The organism is Vannielia sp. ABF1_015 (assembly GCF_056160745.1).
This window is the reverse complement of the sequence record NZ_JBSWXT010000001.1, coordinates 478,838-493,655: the sequence shown is the minus strand read 5'-3', so window position 1 is coordinate 493,655 and position 14,818 is coordinate 478,838. Positions and strand designations below refer to the sequence as shown.

The 14,818-nt window shown below is 62.0% G+C and carries 15 protein-coding genes; 11 read left to right on the top strand and 4 right to left on the bottom strand.

Going from position 1 to position 14,818, the window contains the following annotated elements; translation table 11 throughout:
• Nucleotides 1–91: 91 nt before the first annotated feature.
• The gene (locus ACXAG6_RS02470) at nucleotides 92–1,060 is read left to right on the top strand and encodes a hypothetical protein (RefSeq protein ID WP_475334689.1); all 969 of its coding nucleotides are present in this window, start codon (nucleotides 92–94) and stop codon (nucleotides 1,058–1,060) included.
• A 60-nt stretch (nucleotides 1,061–1,120) separates the two neighbouring features.
• Here the strand turns inward: ACXAG6_RS02470 and radC are convergent, their stop codons facing one another.
• Nucleotides 1,121–1,876 (bottom strand): RadC family protein, encoded by a 756-nt coding sequence (gene radC, locus ACXAG6_RS02465; RefSeq protein ID WP_475334687.1) that lies wholly within the window; start codon nucleotides 1,874–1,876, stop codon nucleotides 1,121–1,123.
• Between the two features lie 84 nt (nucleotides 1,877–1,960).
• Here radC and ACXAG6_RS02460 point away from each other — a divergent pair, with 84 nt between their 5' ends.
• Together ACXAG6_RS02460 and ACXAG6_RS02455 are read left to right on the top strand one after the other, a co-directional pair.
• Entirely contained in the window at nucleotides 1,961–2,452 is a 492-nt protein-coding gene (locus ACXAG6_RS02460; RefSeq protein WP_475334685.1) for a hypothetical protein, read from the top strand.
• Nucleotides 2,453–2,465: 13 nt separating this feature from the next.
• The gene (locus ACXAG6_RS02455; RefSeq protein WP_475334684.1) at nucleotides 2,466–2,939 is read left to right on the top strand and encodes a hypothetical protein; all 474 of its coding nucleotides are present in this window, start codon (nucleotides 2,466–2,468) and stop codon (nucleotides 2,937–2,939) included.
• Between the two features lie 40 nt (nucleotides 2,940–2,979).
• Here the strand turns inward: ACXAG6_RS02455 and dnaJ are convergent, their stop codons facing one another.
• Both dnaJ and dnaK read right to left on the bottom strand, forming a co-directional pair.
• Entirely contained in the window at nucleotides 2,980–4,134 is a 1,155-nt protein-coding gene (gene dnaJ / locus ACXAG6_RS02450) for a molecular chaperone DnaJ (protein WP_140012452.1), read from the bottom strand.
• A gap of 78 nt (nucleotides 4,135–4,212) precedes the next feature.
• On the bottom strand, nucleotides 4,213–6,129 hold the full coding sequence (dnaK, locus tag ACXAG6_RS02445) for a molecular chaperone DnaK (RefSeq protein ID WP_475334682.1): 1,917 nt from the start codon (nucleotides 6,127–6,129) through the stop codon (nucleotides 4,213–4,215).
• A gap of 195 nt (nucleotides 6,130–6,324) precedes the next feature.
• Between dnaK and ACXAG6_RS02440 the strand changes: the two genes are divergently transcribed.
• Together ACXAG6_RS02440 and ACXAG6_RS02435 are read left to right on the top strand one after the other, a co-directional pair.
• Nucleotides 6,325–6,885, top strand: coding sequence for a GNAT family N-acetyltransferase (locus tag ACXAG6_RS02440; RefSeq protein WP_475334679.1), 561 nt, complete (start codon nucleotides 6,325–6,327; stop codon nucleotides 6,883–6,885).
• Nucleotides 6,882–7,487 carry an alpha-ketoglutarate-dependent dioxygenase AlkB family protein gene (locus tag ACXAG6_RS02435; RefSeq protein WP_475334677.1) on the top strand — a complete coding sequence of 202 codons (606 nt, stop codon included), beginning with the start codon at nucleotides 6,882–6,884 and terminating at the stop codon, nucleotides 7,485–7,487. The genes ACXAG6_RS02440 and ACXAG6_RS02435 overlap by 4 nt, the downstream gene beginning before the upstream one ends.
• Nucleotides 7,488–7,734: 247 nt before the next feature.
• Here ACXAG6_RS02435 and ACXAG6_RS02430 read toward each other — a convergent pair whose 3' ends face one another.
• On the bottom strand, nucleotides 7,735–8,556 hold the full coding sequence (locus ACXAG6_RS02430) for an ABC transporter permease (RefSeq protein ID WP_140012448.1): 822 nt from the start codon (nucleotides 8,554–8,556) through the stop codon (nucleotides 7,735–7,737).
• A 132-nt stretch (nucleotides 8,557–8,688) separates the two neighbouring features.
• On the opposite strand from ACXAG6_RS02430, the gene cysQ reads away from it, so the two are divergent.
• The 6 genes from cysQ (at nucleotide 8,689) to ACXAG6_RS02400 (ending at nucleotide 14,818) form a co-directional block, all read left to right on the top strand.
• Nucleotides 8,689–9,486, top strand: coding sequence for a 3'(2'),5'-bisphosphate nucleotidase CysQ (gene cysQ / locus ACXAG6_RS02425; protein ID WP_475334675.1), 798 nt, complete (start codon nucleotides 8,689–8,691; stop codon nucleotides 9,484–9,486).
• 15 nt (nucleotides 9,487–9,501) lie between these two features.
• On the top strand, nucleotides 9,502–10,302 hold the full coding sequence (locus tag ACXAG6_RS02420) for a 3-deoxy-manno-octulosonate cytidylyltransferase (RefSeq protein WP_475334672.1): 801 nt from the start codon (nucleotides 9,502–9,504) through the stop codon (nucleotides 10,300–10,302).
• A complete protein-coding gene (locus ACXAG6_RS02415; RefSeq protein WP_475334670.1) occupies nucleotides 10,299–11,531 on the top strand; it encodes a glycosyltransferase family 2 protein in 1,233 nt (410 codons plus the stop codon). The genes ACXAG6_RS02420 and ACXAG6_RS02415 overlap by 4 nt, the downstream gene beginning before the upstream one ends.
• Before the next feature lie 184 nt (nucleotides 11,532–11,715).
• Nucleotides 11,716–12,606, top strand: a complete 891-nt coding sequence (galU, locus tag ACXAG6_RS02410; RefSeq protein WP_140012444.1) for a UTP--glucose-1-phosphate uridylyltransferase GalU — start codon at nucleotides 11,716–11,718, stop codon at nucleotides 12,604–12,606.
• A 12-nt stretch (nucleotides 12,607–12,618) separates the two neighbouring features.
• Complete coding sequence (gene galE / locus ACXAG6_RS02405; RefSeq protein ID WP_475334668.1) at nucleotides 12,619–13,602, top strand: UDP-glucose 4-epimerase GalE; 984 nt, start codon at nucleotides 12,619–12,621, stop codon at nucleotides 13,600–13,602.
• Nucleotides 13,592–14,818: a glycosyltransferase family 4 protein gene (locus ACXAG6_RS02400; RefSeq protein ID WP_475334666.1), complete on the top strand. Its 1,227-nt coding sequence runs from the start codon at nucleotides 13,592–13,594 to the stop codon at nucleotides 14,816–14,818. Before galE ends, ACXAG6_RS02400 begins: the two co-directional genes overlap by 11 nt.

Here is a 14,818-nt window from a genome sequence, read left to right as displayed (position 1 = left end):
GTGCCCAACTCCGACTTTAGACGTTAACGATGTCGACTAAGGGGTGTCGGAGGGAATGATGATCATCGACGCAAAGCAAAAAAAGCGAGTGATGACGGCGGCATCGGTGTTTGCCATCGCGCTCGGAACCGGCTTTCTGATGCAAAATCTGGGGCCGATGGCCGATCAATTCGCGGATCGCCAAGCTGAAAAAAGCGAAGCCGCAGCAACCAAGGCATCGCTCCAGCCCCTCTCTTCCGCGCTCCAACAGAGCTCACCCGCGCCCAAGCAAATGGATAGCCAGGCACAAGCTCTCGCCGCGCCGGTCCGGATGGCCTCGGTGGTGCCCAGTATCTCGCCCATGTCGCTCGCGCCAGATAGCCTTCCGGCTGCCGATGGCGTTGCCAGTGCCTGCGCGCTCAAGTTGAAGGCCACGGCACAAGAGGCGGCGCTCGTGCAGCTCACGCTCACCGCGCCCTGCAATGGCGGCCAGCCAGTGACGGTCAAGCATGGGCCGCTCAGCTTTACCGACATCACGGCCGACGACGGAACTTTTACCGTCACCGTGCCCGCCCTCTCCGCCACTGCCGCCTTCGAAGCGCGGTTTGATAGCGGCGAGCGTGCATTCGCGATGACGCTGGTGGAGGGTCTCGACGATCACCGCCGCGTGGCCCTCACTTGGCAGGGCAACATCGGCCTCGCGCTTCATGCGCTGGAGAACGGGGCCGAGTATGATACTGGCGGCCATATCTCCGCCGCACATCCCGCCACGGCCTCCCGCGCCCTCAGCGGCGAAGGCGGCTTCCTGACGGTGCTTGGCTCTGCCGACCTGCCCGGAGCACGGATCGCTGAAGTCTACAGCTACCCCGCCGCACTGGAGGGCGAGGTGCAGCTGAATGTCGAAGCTGCGGTGACAGAGGCGACCTGTGGCGCTGAAATGAGTGCCAACATCCTGAGCCTCGGTATCAAGGGCTATGCCTCCCACGCGCTGACGGCCACCATGCCCGGCTGCGATGCGGTGGGCGAGCATCTCATGTTCTTCGACGTCCAGCCCGAGGTGCGCCTCGCGTCTGCCGAATAGCGCCCAACCGGCCACGCATGGCCCAAGCGGGCAGCGCATTGAGAAGTGCGGTGCCCACCCTCACAAATAGCCCTCCGCCCGAAAGCTAAGCTCCGTCGCCCGCCCGACGATCAGGTGATCGTGCAGAGCAATCCCCAGCGCATCGGCGGCTTCGCGGATCTTGTCGGTCATCTCTACGTCAGCCGTGCTTGGCGTCGGGTCGCCGCTGGGGTGGTTGTGAACGAGGATCAGCGCCGAGGCGTTCACCTCCAGCGCCCGCTTCACCACCTCTCGCGGATACACCGGCACATGATCCACCGTGCCGCGCGCCTGCTCCTCATCGGCAATCAGCACATTGCGCCGGTCGAGATAAAGCACCCTGAACTGCTCCGTCTCCCGGTGCCCCATCGCCGCGCGGCAATAATCCAGCAGCTGGTCCCAACTGGATATCACCTGCTTTTCCATCACCCTCGAGCGGGCCAACCTGTGCGCCGCCGCCTCCACAATCTTCAGCTCCGCAATCACCGCCTCGCCCACCTCCGGCACATCCTGCAGCCGCGCCACCGGGGCGGAGAGCACGCCGTTGAAGTCCTTGAACCGCTCCAGCAGCGCCCGGGCCAGCGGCTTCACATCGCGCCTCGGAATGGCACGAAACAACACAAGCTCCAGCATCTCGTAATCCGGAAGGGCTGCCGCACCGCCCTCCATGAAGCGCGCGCGCAGGCGCTTGCGATGATCCTTGATATAAGAGGGCAACTTGCCGGCGGCCAGTAGCGCAGGCTCTGCCTCGTCGGGCTCAAACAGCGGCATCGGGGCTTCGTGAAAGGCGCGTGACATGCAACGATGTAACGCGGCTTTGGTAAATCATTGGTTAATTCATTTTGTCTTGCCCGAGACAGGCGCAAACGGCAGGGTCTCGGCATGTTTAAAATCTTGCTGATTGCCCCGCTCTTCGCTTTGTGCCTCCTCACCGCGCCAGCCGCTGCCGCCTCCCTTACCGGCGCGTGGAACTGTCAGGCTGCCAACGGAGATCGCGGAATTGGCCGGCGCGTCACCTTTGGCGATAATGGCCGGTTCGACAGCCGGATGGCCTATCAGATCAAGCTCACCCACAAAGGCAAAAAGGGCCTCGCGCGGCTGACGGCCTCCATGGAGGGCAGCTGGAGCATCAAGAACGGCTTGTTGGTGGAGCGGGTGACATCGGTGCACCACGTGGATGTCACCGTGCAAGAGGGCAACCGCGCCACCAAGCTCAAGCGCAGCGCGGAGGCGGAGTCTCAACGCCGCGCGTTGAAGAAAAATCCCACGTGGCGCTACAAGATCCGCAGCCTGTCCGACAGCAGGATGAAGCTCCTCTACCTCTCGCCCAGAGGCGGGCGCAACAACGTCAACATCTCCTGTCGCAAGCTGTGAGGCCGCGCCGGTGGTGAGCTGTGCACGGCTCGTCGCCGCCTTCGCCCTGCTTTCCAGCTTATCCGCCTGCCAAGAGACGATAGACACTGCAGATTTCGTGAAGGAATGGGCCTGCGAGGCCGAGCTGCCCGGCTATCTCTATTCCCGCGTGCTCCAATACGCCGAGGGCGGCACAATGGATGGGTTGGTGAGGATCCAAAGCACCGATGGCGCGCCCAGCGTAGTGATGAATTTTCAGGTCGAGGGAACATGGGCGCTCTCAGGCACCCGGCTGGATGAAACCCTCTCCGAGCAAACCCTGATGCGCGTCACCCGTGGCGGCGAGAACGTGCCCATCACTTCCCTCGGCCCCGGGGTCGTTCCGCAAATGGAAGCGCGCCTCAAGGATGAACCCTGGAGCTTCGAGATCTCGGAATTTTCCAGCGGAAGCATGCAGATGAAGGACATCGCCGGCGGGCATGTTATCTATTGCCAACCTACGACCTGAACTAGGTGGTGGTGGGGGGCGGAAAATTCCGCCGCCCCGCTTAGCCCTTCATCCCGTCCCAGAAGCTCTTCACACGGCTGAAAAAGTCCGAGCTGCCCGGGCTGTTGTCTTTGCCCAGCTCGTCAAACTCCTTCAGCAGCTCCTTCTGGCGGCTGCTCAGGTTCACCGGTGTCTCTACCGCGAGCTCAATGAACATGTCGCCATGCGCAGGGCCCCGCAGCGGCGGCATGCCCTTGCCGCGTAGGCGCATCTGCTTGCCGCTTTGCGCCCCGGCCGGAATTTTCACCCGGCTGCGCCCGCCGTCAATCGTGGGCACCTCGATGTCGCCGCCCAGCGCGGCATTGGTCATACTCACCGGCACGCGGCAAAACAGGTCCGCGCCCTCGCGCTCAAACAGCGGATGCGGCTCGACCTCGATGAATATGTAAAGGTCGCCCGTCGGTCCGCCACGTAGCCCAGCCTCGCCCTCGCCGCTCAGGCGAATGCGCGTGCCCGTCTCGACACCGGCGGGGATGTTCACGCTCAGCGAGCGGTCCTTCTCCACACGGCCCTGCCCGCCACAGCTGTTGCAGGGGTTCTTGATGTGCTGGCCAAGCCCGCCACAGGTTGGGCAGGTGCGCTCCACCGTGAAGAAACCCTGCTGCGCACGCACCTTGCCCATGCCTGAACAGGTCGGGCAGGTTGTTGGCTCGGCCCCGCCCTCGGCGCCGCTGCCTTCACAGGTGTCGCATTGCACTGAGGTCGGCACGTTGATGGTTTTCTGCGTGCCCTTGAACGCCTCTTCCAGCTTGATCCGCATGTTGTAGCGCAGGTCGCTGCCCCGCGCGGCGCGGCGTCCGCCACCCCCGCCGGGGCGCCCACGGCCACCCATGAAATCACCGAAGAGATCGTCAAACACATCGCTGAAAGCCGAGGCGAAATCGCCCTGCTGGTTGAAGCCGCCACCCTGCCCGGGCCTCGGGCCACCGCCCTCGAAGGCGGCATGACCAAAGCGGTCATAGGCGGCCTTGCGCTCCGGATCCTTCAGCGCGTCATAGGCCTCGTTTACTTCCTTGAACTGGTCTTCCGCGTTCGGGTTGTCGGCATTGCGGTCGGGGTGCAACTCCTTGGCCTTCTTGCGATAGGCCTTCTTGATGTCATCGCCAGACGCGCCGCGTTCGACGCCCAGAACCTCATAGAAATCGCGTTTTGCCATCTGATCGCCCTTTCCCTTGAACGGCGAAGACCGGCCCGGTTTCCCGGACCGGCCTATCCCGGGTTACATCACGTGCGATCAGGCACGCTTGTCGTCGTCGAGGTCTTCGAAGTCGGCATCCACGATGTCGTCATCCACGCCGCGCGGGCCTTCTTCTTCTGCGTCAGAGGGCTCCTCGCCGGCTTTCTCCTGCTCGGCCTTGTAGATGGCCTCGCCGAGTTTCATCGCGGCTTCGGAGAGGTTTTGAATGCCAGCCTTGATCTTGCCGGCATCGTCGGCCTCCAGCGCCTCTTCCAGCGGGCCCATGGCCAGCTCGATGGCTTCCACCGTCGAGGCGTCAACCTTGTCGCCGTGCTCCTCAAGAGACTTTTTGGTGGAGTGCAGCAGGCTCTCGCCCTGGTTCTTGGTTTCCACCAGCTCCTTGCGAGCCTTGTCAGCGTCGGCGTTCTCTTCGGCGTCCTTGACCATCTTCTCGATGTCGTCGTCGCTGAGGCCACCCGAAGCCTGAATGGTGATCACCTGCTCCTTGCCGGTGCCCTTGTCCTTGGCGCTGACGCTGACGATACCGTTGGCGTCAATGTCGAAGGTCACTTCGATCTGCGGCATGCCGCGCGGTGCGGGCGGGATTTCTTCAAGGTTGAACTGGCCGAGCATCTTGTTGTCGGCAGCCATCTCGCGCTCACCCTGGAACACCCGGATCGTCACGGCATTCTGGTTGTCCTCGGCGGTCGAGAAGATCTGGCTCTTCTTGGTCGGGATCGTCGTGTTGCGGTCGATCAGGCGGGTAAACACGCCGCCGAGCGTCTCGATGCCCAGCGAAAGCGGGGTCACATCGAGCAGCACAACGTCCTTCACGTCGCCTTGCAGAACACCGGCCTGAATGGCGGCGCCCATGGCCACAACCTCATCGGGGTTCACACCCTTATGCGGCTCCTTGCCGAAGAACTTGGTAACCTCTTCGATCACCTTCGGCATCCGGGTCATACCACCGACAAGAACGATCTCGTCAATGTCGCCGGTGCTCAGCGAAGCATCCTTCAGGGCAGCCTGGCAGGGCTTGATCGACGCCTTGATCAGGTCGTTCACCAGGCTCTCCAGCTTGGCGCGGGTCAGCTTCATGACCATGTGCAGCGGCTGGCCGTCGGCACCCATCGAGATGAACGGCTGGTTGATCTCGGTCTGGCTCGCGCTCGACAGCTCGATCTTCGCCTTCTCGGCAGCTTCCTTCAGGCGCTGCAGCGCCATCTTGTCCTTGGTCAGGTCAACGCCGTTCTCTTTTTTGAACTCGTCGGCCAGGTAGTTGACGATGCGCATGTCAAAGTCTTCACCACCAAGGAAGGTGTCACCATTGGTGGACTTCACTTCAAACAGGCCATCGTCGATCTCGAGGATTGTCACGTCGAAGGTACCGCCGCCAAGGTCATACACGGCGATGGTCTTGCTCTCTTTCTTGTCGAGGCCATAGGCCAGCGCAGCCGCGGTCGGCTCGTTGATGATGCGCAGCACTTCGAGGCCAGCAATCTTGCCGGCGTCTTTGGTGGCCTGGCGCTGGGCGTCGTTGAAGTAGGCGGGCACGGTGATCACGGCCTGCGTCACGTCTTCGCCAAGGTAGCTCTCGGCGGTCTCTTTCATCTTGCCGAGAATGAACGCGGAGATCTGGCTCGGGGAGTATTTCTCACCGCGCGAGTCGACCCATGCGTCACCATTGCCGCCATCAACGATGTTGAATGGCATGTTCTTCTTGTCTTTCGCCAGATCCGAGTCGTCGAACCGGCGGCCGATCAGGCGCTTCACGCCAAAGATCGTGTTTTCGGGGTTGGTCACGGCCTGCCGCTTGGCGGACTGGCCGACAAGGCGTTCACCGTCGGTGAAGGCCACAATGGAGGGCGTGGTGCGCGCACCCTCTGCGTTTTCAATTACCTTGGGCTGCGAGCCGTCCATGATGGCGACACAGCTATTGGTGGTCCCAAGGTCGATACCGATGACTTTAGCCATTATACTCTACCTCTTCTTTCGGCGATGTTTTGGACGTCAGATCCTGTCAGGCCTCTGACACCCGATCCCAGTGGCCGGAGTTTGGCCCCCGACCGAGCTTCGCAGGGTATATAAGGAGCCGGTTGCCGCGCTGCAACACATGCCGCACAAGGAATCTGCCGTTATTTGGGTGGAATTGCACAGAAGGAACAAAGCATGGGCCAAAGCGCTCCCAAATTTGATCCGCAGCCCTTGCTGGAAGGCCCCTCGCTTCTGCTGCGTCCGCTCGAAGCGGGCGATAAGCAGGCCTTGGCTGCGGCAGCCAGTGATCCGCTGATCTGGGCCGGGCATCCCGCCACCGAGCGCTGGCGGCCCGAGGTGTTTGGCCCCTACTTCGACATGCTGCTCAGCCATGGCGAGTCGCTCGTGGTGATCGAGAAGGCCAGCGGCACAATCATCGGCACCTCACGGTTCTACACCACCTCAGATGATCCCGGCACGCCCTGCATTGGCTACACCTTCCTGTCTCGCGCCTACTGGGGTGGGGGCTGGAACTTCGAGATGAAGTCCCTGATGTTCGCCCATGCCTTCCGCTGGTCTGATGTGATCTGGCTGCACATCGACCCGGTCAATATCCGCTCCCAGACCGCAACGAGCAGGCTGGGGGCCATCCACACCCACGATGCCATGCTCGATTTCGGCTCCGGCGCCGGGATGCGGCAATGCTGGAAAGTCTCGCGTTCGGCATGGGATGCGGTCTTGGCGGCACGGGCATGAGCGAAAGGCTCGATTTTCGCGGAGTCAGCCTCTATCCGGGCCTGCTCGACCGGGAGGCGCAGGAGGCGATGGTCTCCGCCTTGCGCCGGGTTGCCGAGGCGGCGCCGATGTTCCACCCCGAAACCCGCTTCGGCAAAAAGATGTCGGTAAAGATGACCTCTGCCGGGCAACGCGGCTGGGTCTCCGACCGGCGCGGCTACCGCTACGAACCTCGCCACCCCTCTGGCGTGGATTGGCCCCCAATTCCGCCCGAAGTGCTGGCCGTCTGGAAACAGGTAAGCGGCGTTTCCCGCGCGCCCGAATGCTGCCTCGTCAATTACTACTCCGAGGCCGCCCGCATGGGCCTGCACCAAGACATCGACGAATCCGACTTCGACATGCCCGTTGTCTCGATCTCGCTCGGAGATGATGCGCTCTTCCGCGTTGGCGGGCTCGAGCGCTCCGCTCCCACGGCTTCCACATGGCTCCACTCTGGCGATGTCTGCGTGCTCGCCGGTGCCGCGCGGCGAGCCTTCCACGGAATCGACCGCCTCAAACCCTGCACCTCCACCCTCCTCCCCCAAGGCGGCCGTCTCAACGTCACCCTCCGCGTCGTCACCTGACCCGCTCATCCGCCCTTCGAGGCGTCTTCGCGATGGGGGGGAAAGCCAGCGCCGAATCGCTGGCCGATCCCGGCCGTGATCTGATCGCCGTAAACGAGTCGGAGCAGTAAGAACGGTGGGTTAATTCACCAAGCCGGGTGAAATCCCGTATGCATCGGTTGTGCATGGAATGTGCATAGGGTGTGGCTGTGGTAATTTGGCGGTTAACGCCAGCAATCGCACAGCCCTGCCGCCAGCGTTCCCGCCGTTAACGTTTGGCGCTCCAGCTTAGCGAAACGCGCTTGCGGGTAAAGAACTCTCCCAGCAGCCCCAGCATGATAAGCACCAACGATACATAGATCGGATAGGTGAGTGAGCTGTGGTGGGGGTTGTAATTGATAAAGGCATATCCGCGGGTCTGGTCGATGACATGAAACAGCGGATTCCAATCAAAGATAGGCAGGATCGACGCTGGCAGGTTGTTGGCCAAAAACATCTTGCCCGAGGCAATCATATTCGCCCGCGTATAAACGCTGCTGATCACCCCCACGGCCTCCGGAGCCCAAGGCTTGGCTGACAGCAAGAGCATGCCAACCGCAACGCCCGAGAACCACGCCATGAGCACCATCCCGAACACGCCAACGGGATCATAGATGTAAAGCGGTGTGATCGCCACGTGATACAAAAACAGGATCAGAACCATCGAAAGGATCTGGGTGTAAAGCGATGCCAAAGCCGAAGAGCAAATCGCGATGACGGTGTTCATCGGAGCGTGTTTCATCATCGCCGAGGTCGGCCCCTCAGAGCCAAACACAGCCCCAACCGCCTTCACGTGGGTCATGAACAAGAAGATCCCGGTCATCACGAACAGCAGGAAATCGCCGCGCACCGCGTTTCCCTTCAAGCCGAGAACGCTGAACATGAAATAGAAGGCAGCCACCATCACGACGGTCTGCATCATGTTCAGCAGTAGGCCCATCACCGCGTTGCCATGGCCCTTGCGCACCTCACGTACCGTGGCGTGATAGATGAGCTCAAGCATCGCCAACGCCGAACCATAGGGCGTTCTCGGTGTTTGTTTCTCAAACATGTGCCTGCGGGCCTCTTTGTGCTGCTCTTGCAGCTATCTTGCACGGAAAACTTGCCGAAACTTTGACGCCAAACCATAAGGGGCCGGGGCTGGCAGATCAATTGACGCTGCCGCGAGCAATAGGAGAGTGCAATGGATTTCGACCGTTTGGTCACAGTGATGCGTCGTCTGGCGCTGGAAGCCGGCGAGAAGATCATGGAGATCTACGAGGCTGACGATTTCGAGGTGAAGTCGAAATCCGATGAAAGCCCCGTCACCGTGGCCGACGAGGCCGCCGATGCGCTTATCGGCGCGGGCCTGCGCGAAGCCTTCCCAGATGTGCTCGTGGTCACCGAAGAACAGGCAGGCACGCACAGCCAAAGCGCCGATGCCTTCCTCATCGTCGATCCGCTCGACGGCACCAAGGAGTTCATCAACCGGCGCGGCGACTTCACGGTTAACATCGCCTATGTCGAAGGCGGCGTGCCCCTGCGCGGCGTGGTCTACGCCCCTGCAAAACAACGGCTCTTCTACACCCTCGCCTCTGGCCAATCGGTCGAAGAAACCGGCACCCACGCGCCGGGTGAGCCGGGCGAACAGGTGCCGATGGCAGTTTCAAAGCCCGACAACAGCGCGCTCTTGGTTGTCGCCTCCAAATCTCACCGCGATCAGGCCACCGACGATTACATCGGCCTTTACAACACGGCAGACATGAAGAGCGCCGGCAGCAGCCTTAAGTTCTGCCTCGTCGCCACCGGAGAGGCCGATATCTATCCGCGCCTTGGCCGCACCATGGAATGGGACACGGCGGCAGGCGATGCGGTGCTGCGCGGGGCGGGTGGCAAGATGGTCCGCTTTGATGATCACACCCCCTTCACCTACGGCAAGCCGGGCTACGAAAACCCCTTCTTCATCGCCTATTCGCCCGACGTGGCGCTCAAGCAGGGCTGAGCCCCGAGGTCTTTCATGTCGTTTCTCATCGTCATCCCCGCCCGCTACGCCTCGCAGCGCTACCCGGGCAAGCCGCTGGCAATGCTGCGCGGCGCAAGCGGCGTGGAAAAGTCGCTGATACAGCGCAGTTGGGAGGCGGCAACGGCTGTTGGTGGCAACCCGCGTGTTGTGGTCGCCACGGATGACCACCGCATTCGCGAGGCCTCCGAAGGCTTTGGCGCAGAGGTGATCATGACGCCCGATACCTGCGCCAACGGCACCGAGCGCTGTGCGGCGGCCATCGAGGCGCTGGGCGAAAGCTTTGATGTGGTGGTCAACCTTCAGGGAGACGCCCCGCTCACGCCCGCCTGGTTCATCGAGGATCTGGTCGCAGCAATGCGGGCCGAGACCACGGCAGACATTGCCACACCGGTGCTCCGCTGCGACGGCTTTGCGCTCAATGCCTTTCTGGATGACCGGAAGGCTGGCCGCGTCGGGGGCACCACCGCGGTGTTCGCAGCCGATAACTCCGCGCTGTACTTCTCCAAGGAGGTAATCCCCTTCACCTCCGCCAGCTATCCCAATGAGGCCGCTACGCCGGTGTTTCACCACGTCGGCGTCTATGCCTACCGCCCGGATGCCCTGGCTGCCTACCCATCGTGGAAAGCGGGGCCCCTTGAGCGGCTCGAAGGGCTGGAGCAGCTTCGGTTTCTGGAGCAGGGCCGCCGCGTGCTCTGCGTCGAAGTCGAGGGGCGCGGGCGGGCCTTCTGGGAGCTGAACAACCCTCAAGATATCCCCCGTATCGAGGCCATGCTGGCGCAGATGGGCGTCGAATGAGCGAGGCGGCCAGCGTCATCATCGTCAGCCGCCACAGGCCGGATGAACTGCGCCGCAACCTCCCCGCCTTCCGCTTGCAAAGCCACCGCAACTTCGAGCTGATCCTCGTCGCAGACCCGTCGGGCCTTGCCGTGGCGCGGGAGCTTAACCTGTCTGACAGGATGAAGCTGGTAGAGTTTGACGAAGCCAATATCTCGGCAGCCCGCAACCTTGGTCTCGCACAGGCCGCCGCGCCCCTTGTCGCCTTCATCGACGATGATGCCACACCCGAACCGCCGTGGCTTGCGCGGCTTCTGGCCCCCTTCGACGGTTCCGATGTGGTTGCCAGCACCGGCTTTGTGCGCGGCAGAAACGGAATTTCCATGCAATGGCAAGGGGTTGCAACGGATGAGACGGGTGCGGATATCGCCCTCGACGTTAACGAACAAGAAACCACGGTTCTGCCCATCGCGCGCTGCGTTAAGACTCACGGAACCAACTGCGCCTTCCGCCGTGCTGCCCTTGCCCACATCGGCGGGTTTGACCCGGCCTTTCGCTTCTTCCTCGATGAAACCGACGTCACTCACCGCCTTGTGCCACAGGGCGGCAAAACCGCTATCGTCCCGCTGGCCCAAGTACACCACGGCTTCGCCGCAAACGCGAGCCGCAAGGCCAACCGCGCACCAACAGATCTGGCGCAGATCGGCCGATCCGCCGCTCTGTTTTTGAGGCGTCACTGCCCACCGGATCGCCGCGATGCAGCACTCGATGCCTTACGCAGCGGGCAGGCCGAACGTCTGGCTCATCACCGCGCAGAGAGACGCCTCAGTACCGAAGATGAAGCCCCGCTGATGGAGAGCCTTGAGCGTGGTATCACTGAGGGCCAGATGGCTGATTTGAGCGACCCACAGGCCATGCACGAGGCAACCGTCCCCTTCCGCCCGTTCCCGAAAGGCCCGGGGCCGCGCGGCCACGAGGTGCGCAGTTGTGGCCTTTGGGGCTATCGCAAGTCCCTTGCGCAGGCCCGCGCTGATGCGGCGGTGGGCGACAAGGCCATCACCCTGCTGCGCCTCTCCAGAACCACCCGATTCCACGCCAGCCGGTTCGATCCGGCGGGCTTCTGGGTGCAGCGCGGCGGGCTCTTCGGCCGATCTTTGCGCAGCGATCCGCTTGTCCGCTTTTGGCGCCGCGCCGACCGGATCAAGCGTGAAACAGCCCGAATTGATGCTTTTCGCAGCCCTAAAAGCTGACGATTGCCCATTTGGCACGCCGAGCATTAACCGGAAACCGTTTTAATGCCGCAGTGCAACAAAATGCCCACCTTGGCTGTTTCTTCCGCAAGGGTTTGCCCCTATCGTCGCGGCCATACAGCGCCACCTTCTCGGCGCTATGGCGGTGAAACCCGCATGTGAAACACTGATTGACGAGACAGATATGAAAAAAGTGACCAAGGCGATTTTTCCGGTGGCAGGGCTGGGTACGCGTTTCCTTCCAGCAACCAAGTCCATCCCGAAAGAGATCATGACCTTGGTTGACCGTCCCTTGATCCAATACGCGATCGACGAGGCACGCGCCGCCGGTATCAAGGAATTCATCTTCGTCACTTCTCGCGGCAAAGGCGCGCTGGAAGATTACTTCGACCATGCCCCGGTGCTGGAGCAGGAACTGCGCAAGAAGGGCAAAGACCAGCTCATGGAGGTGCTCAAGAACACCAACATGGAAAGCGGCGCCATCGCCTATATCCGTCAGCACAAAGCACTGGGCCTCGGCCACGCCGTCTGGTGTGCCCGCCGCCTGATCGGCAACGAGCCCTTTGCCGTGATCCTCCCTGATGACGTGATCGCCGCTGAAAAGCCCTGTCTTCAGCAAATGGTCGAGGCCCATCAGGAAACCGGCGGCTGCATGGTTGCCGCGATGGAAGTTCCGCAGTCCAAAGCCTCCGCCTACGGCCTGCTTGATGTGACGGAAGACCATGGCCAGCTGGTCAAGGTCGGTGGCATGGTAGAGAAGCCGAAGCCCGAAGATGCACCCTCCAACCTTGCGGTGATCGGCCGTTACATCCTTACCCCCAAGATCCTGAACAACCTGAACAAAAAGCAAAAGGGCACGGGCGGTGAGATTCAGCTGACAGACGCCATTGCGCAGGAGATCGGCGGCGACGAGGGCGTGTATGGCTACCGCTTCAACGGCGAGCGCTTCGATTGCGGCTCCAAGGCGGGCTTCCTCCAGGCCACCGTCTCCTTCGGCCTTGGCCGGGACGAGCTTCGCGACGAGCTTTGGGGCTACCTGCGCGAGCTTGTTGCCAGCGAAAAAGCCGCTCAGTAAGCGGCTGTGGAAATGGACCACGTTCTTGTCACCGGTGGCGCCGGCTACATCGGGGCACATGCCTGTAAAGCTCTGAAAGCAGCGGGATACATTCCCGTCGCCTTTGACAACCTCTCAACCGGTTGGCGTGACGCGGTGAAATTCGGCCCGTTGCACGAGGGCGATTTGCTGGACCGTGCCAGCATAGATGCCGCTTTCGCCAAATATAAGCCCGTTGCCGTCATGCACTTTGCCGCGCTCTCTCTGGTGGGCGAAAGCATGAAGGATCCGGGCAAATATTGGCGCGAGAACGTTCTGGGTGCAGCCAACCTTGCCGATGCTGCCGTTGCCGCTGGCTGTCTCGACTTTGTCTTTTCTTCCACCTGCGCAACCTATGGCGACCAGGATGGCGTGGTGCTTGATGAAGACACCGAACAGCTCCCCATTAATGCCTACGGCAGCTCCAAGAGGGCCATCGAGCAATTGCTGGCTGATTTTGAGGTGGCTTGCGGGCTGCGCTCGGTCATCTTTCGCTATTTCAACGTGGCCGGTTCGGATCCGGAGGCCGAAGTCGGCGAGCAACACCTGCCCGAAACACACCTGATCCCGCTGATGCTTGACGCCATCGCAGGCAAGCGTGACGCGCTGACGATTTTTGGTACCGATTACAACACGCCCGATGGCACCTGCATCCGCGACTATGTGCATGTGTCAGACCTCGTCGATGCCCATGTGAAGGGGTTGGAGTGGCTGAAGTCGGGCAAGGAGAGCCGGGTGTTCTGCCTCGGGTCCGGCCACGGGTTTTCTGTGCGCGAGGTGGTGGATGCCAGCCGCGCTGTCACCAACCGTGAGGTGCCCATTGTCGAGGGCGGCAGGCGGCCGGGTGACCCTGCGGCATTGGTCTCGGGCAGCCACCGCGCGACGGAGGAACTGGGCTGGACGCCAAAACGGTCGGACATCGCGACGATGATTGCCGACGCATGGCGTTGGCATCAGTCGGAGCCCTATGACCGCTGAGGCGCCTCCGCGCTGTCTCGATCTCTCGCGGCTCATATCCCGGGTCGGACGCGGCCCGCTGACCGGTGTAGACCGGGTCGAGCGAGCCTATCTCGACAGGCTTCTGGCAGAAGGCGCACCACTCTTTGCCCTGATCCGCCTGCCCGGCTCCTACGCCTTGCTGAATCGCGATGGGCTGTCTCCACTTGCCGCTCGTCTTGCTGCAGGGGGCAAATGGGGCAGCACCGATTTGCAGGGCCTCCTAAACCGCAAGCTCACGCCGCTTCAGCGCCGGGTCCATGCCGATATCCGCGGCCTCGCAGTGGCCACCTGCCTCCGTGCCCGCCTGCCCGCCATGTTGGCCCGGCACCTTCCCGAGGGCACGCGCTATCTCAACGTCGGCCACGCCAATCTGACAGAGCGCGTTCTGGGCACAATGGCGGTAAAGGCTGCCGGGGTCACAGTGCTGATCCACGATATGATCCCGCTGGATTTTCCGCAGTATCAGCGCGAGGGGCAGCCCGAGAAGTTTGAGGCGGCGATGCGGCGTGTGAGCTGTCATGCAACACAGGTAATTTACAACTCCCGCCACACGCAGGAGCGCAGTGAGGAATGGTTTGCTCGCTTTGGTCGTGTGCCAGCGGGTCAGGTTGCCCTGCTCGGCGTCGAGGAGCCGGTGCCAGAGGCTGCAGAAGTGCCCACCACACTCCCCACGCAGCGCCCCTTTTTCATCGCCACCGGCACCATAGAGCCGCGCAAAAACCACGCCTTGCTGCTCGATGCGTGGGAGCACCTGGCCAAAACGCCCGGCGAACCGCCACTGCTCTTCATTGTGGGCAGCCGGGGCTGGAGGAATGAGGCGCTCTTCAGACGTCTCGATAGCTCTCCGATAAAAGGTCGTTTCATCTTTGAGCTGCAGGGCCTGTCTGACGGCGCCGTTGCCGACTTGACTCGCAAAGCCTGCGCCGCGCTGTTCCCCTCGCACGCAGAGGGCTTTGGCCTGCCGCCCGCCGAAGCGTTGGCGCTTGGCACGCCAGCCATCGTCAACGACTTGCCAGTCTACCGCGAATTCTTGGGGGATTTGCCCGTTTACCTAGGTGGCAACGATAGTTATCTATGGGCCAAGACCATTCAGGAAATGGCAACAATGGGTCAGGCGGTGCCGAGGGTCGAGCTGGAGCAGGTGCAACTCCCCACATGGGATGCGCATTTCAACAGAGTTTTAAGCGTGACCTGA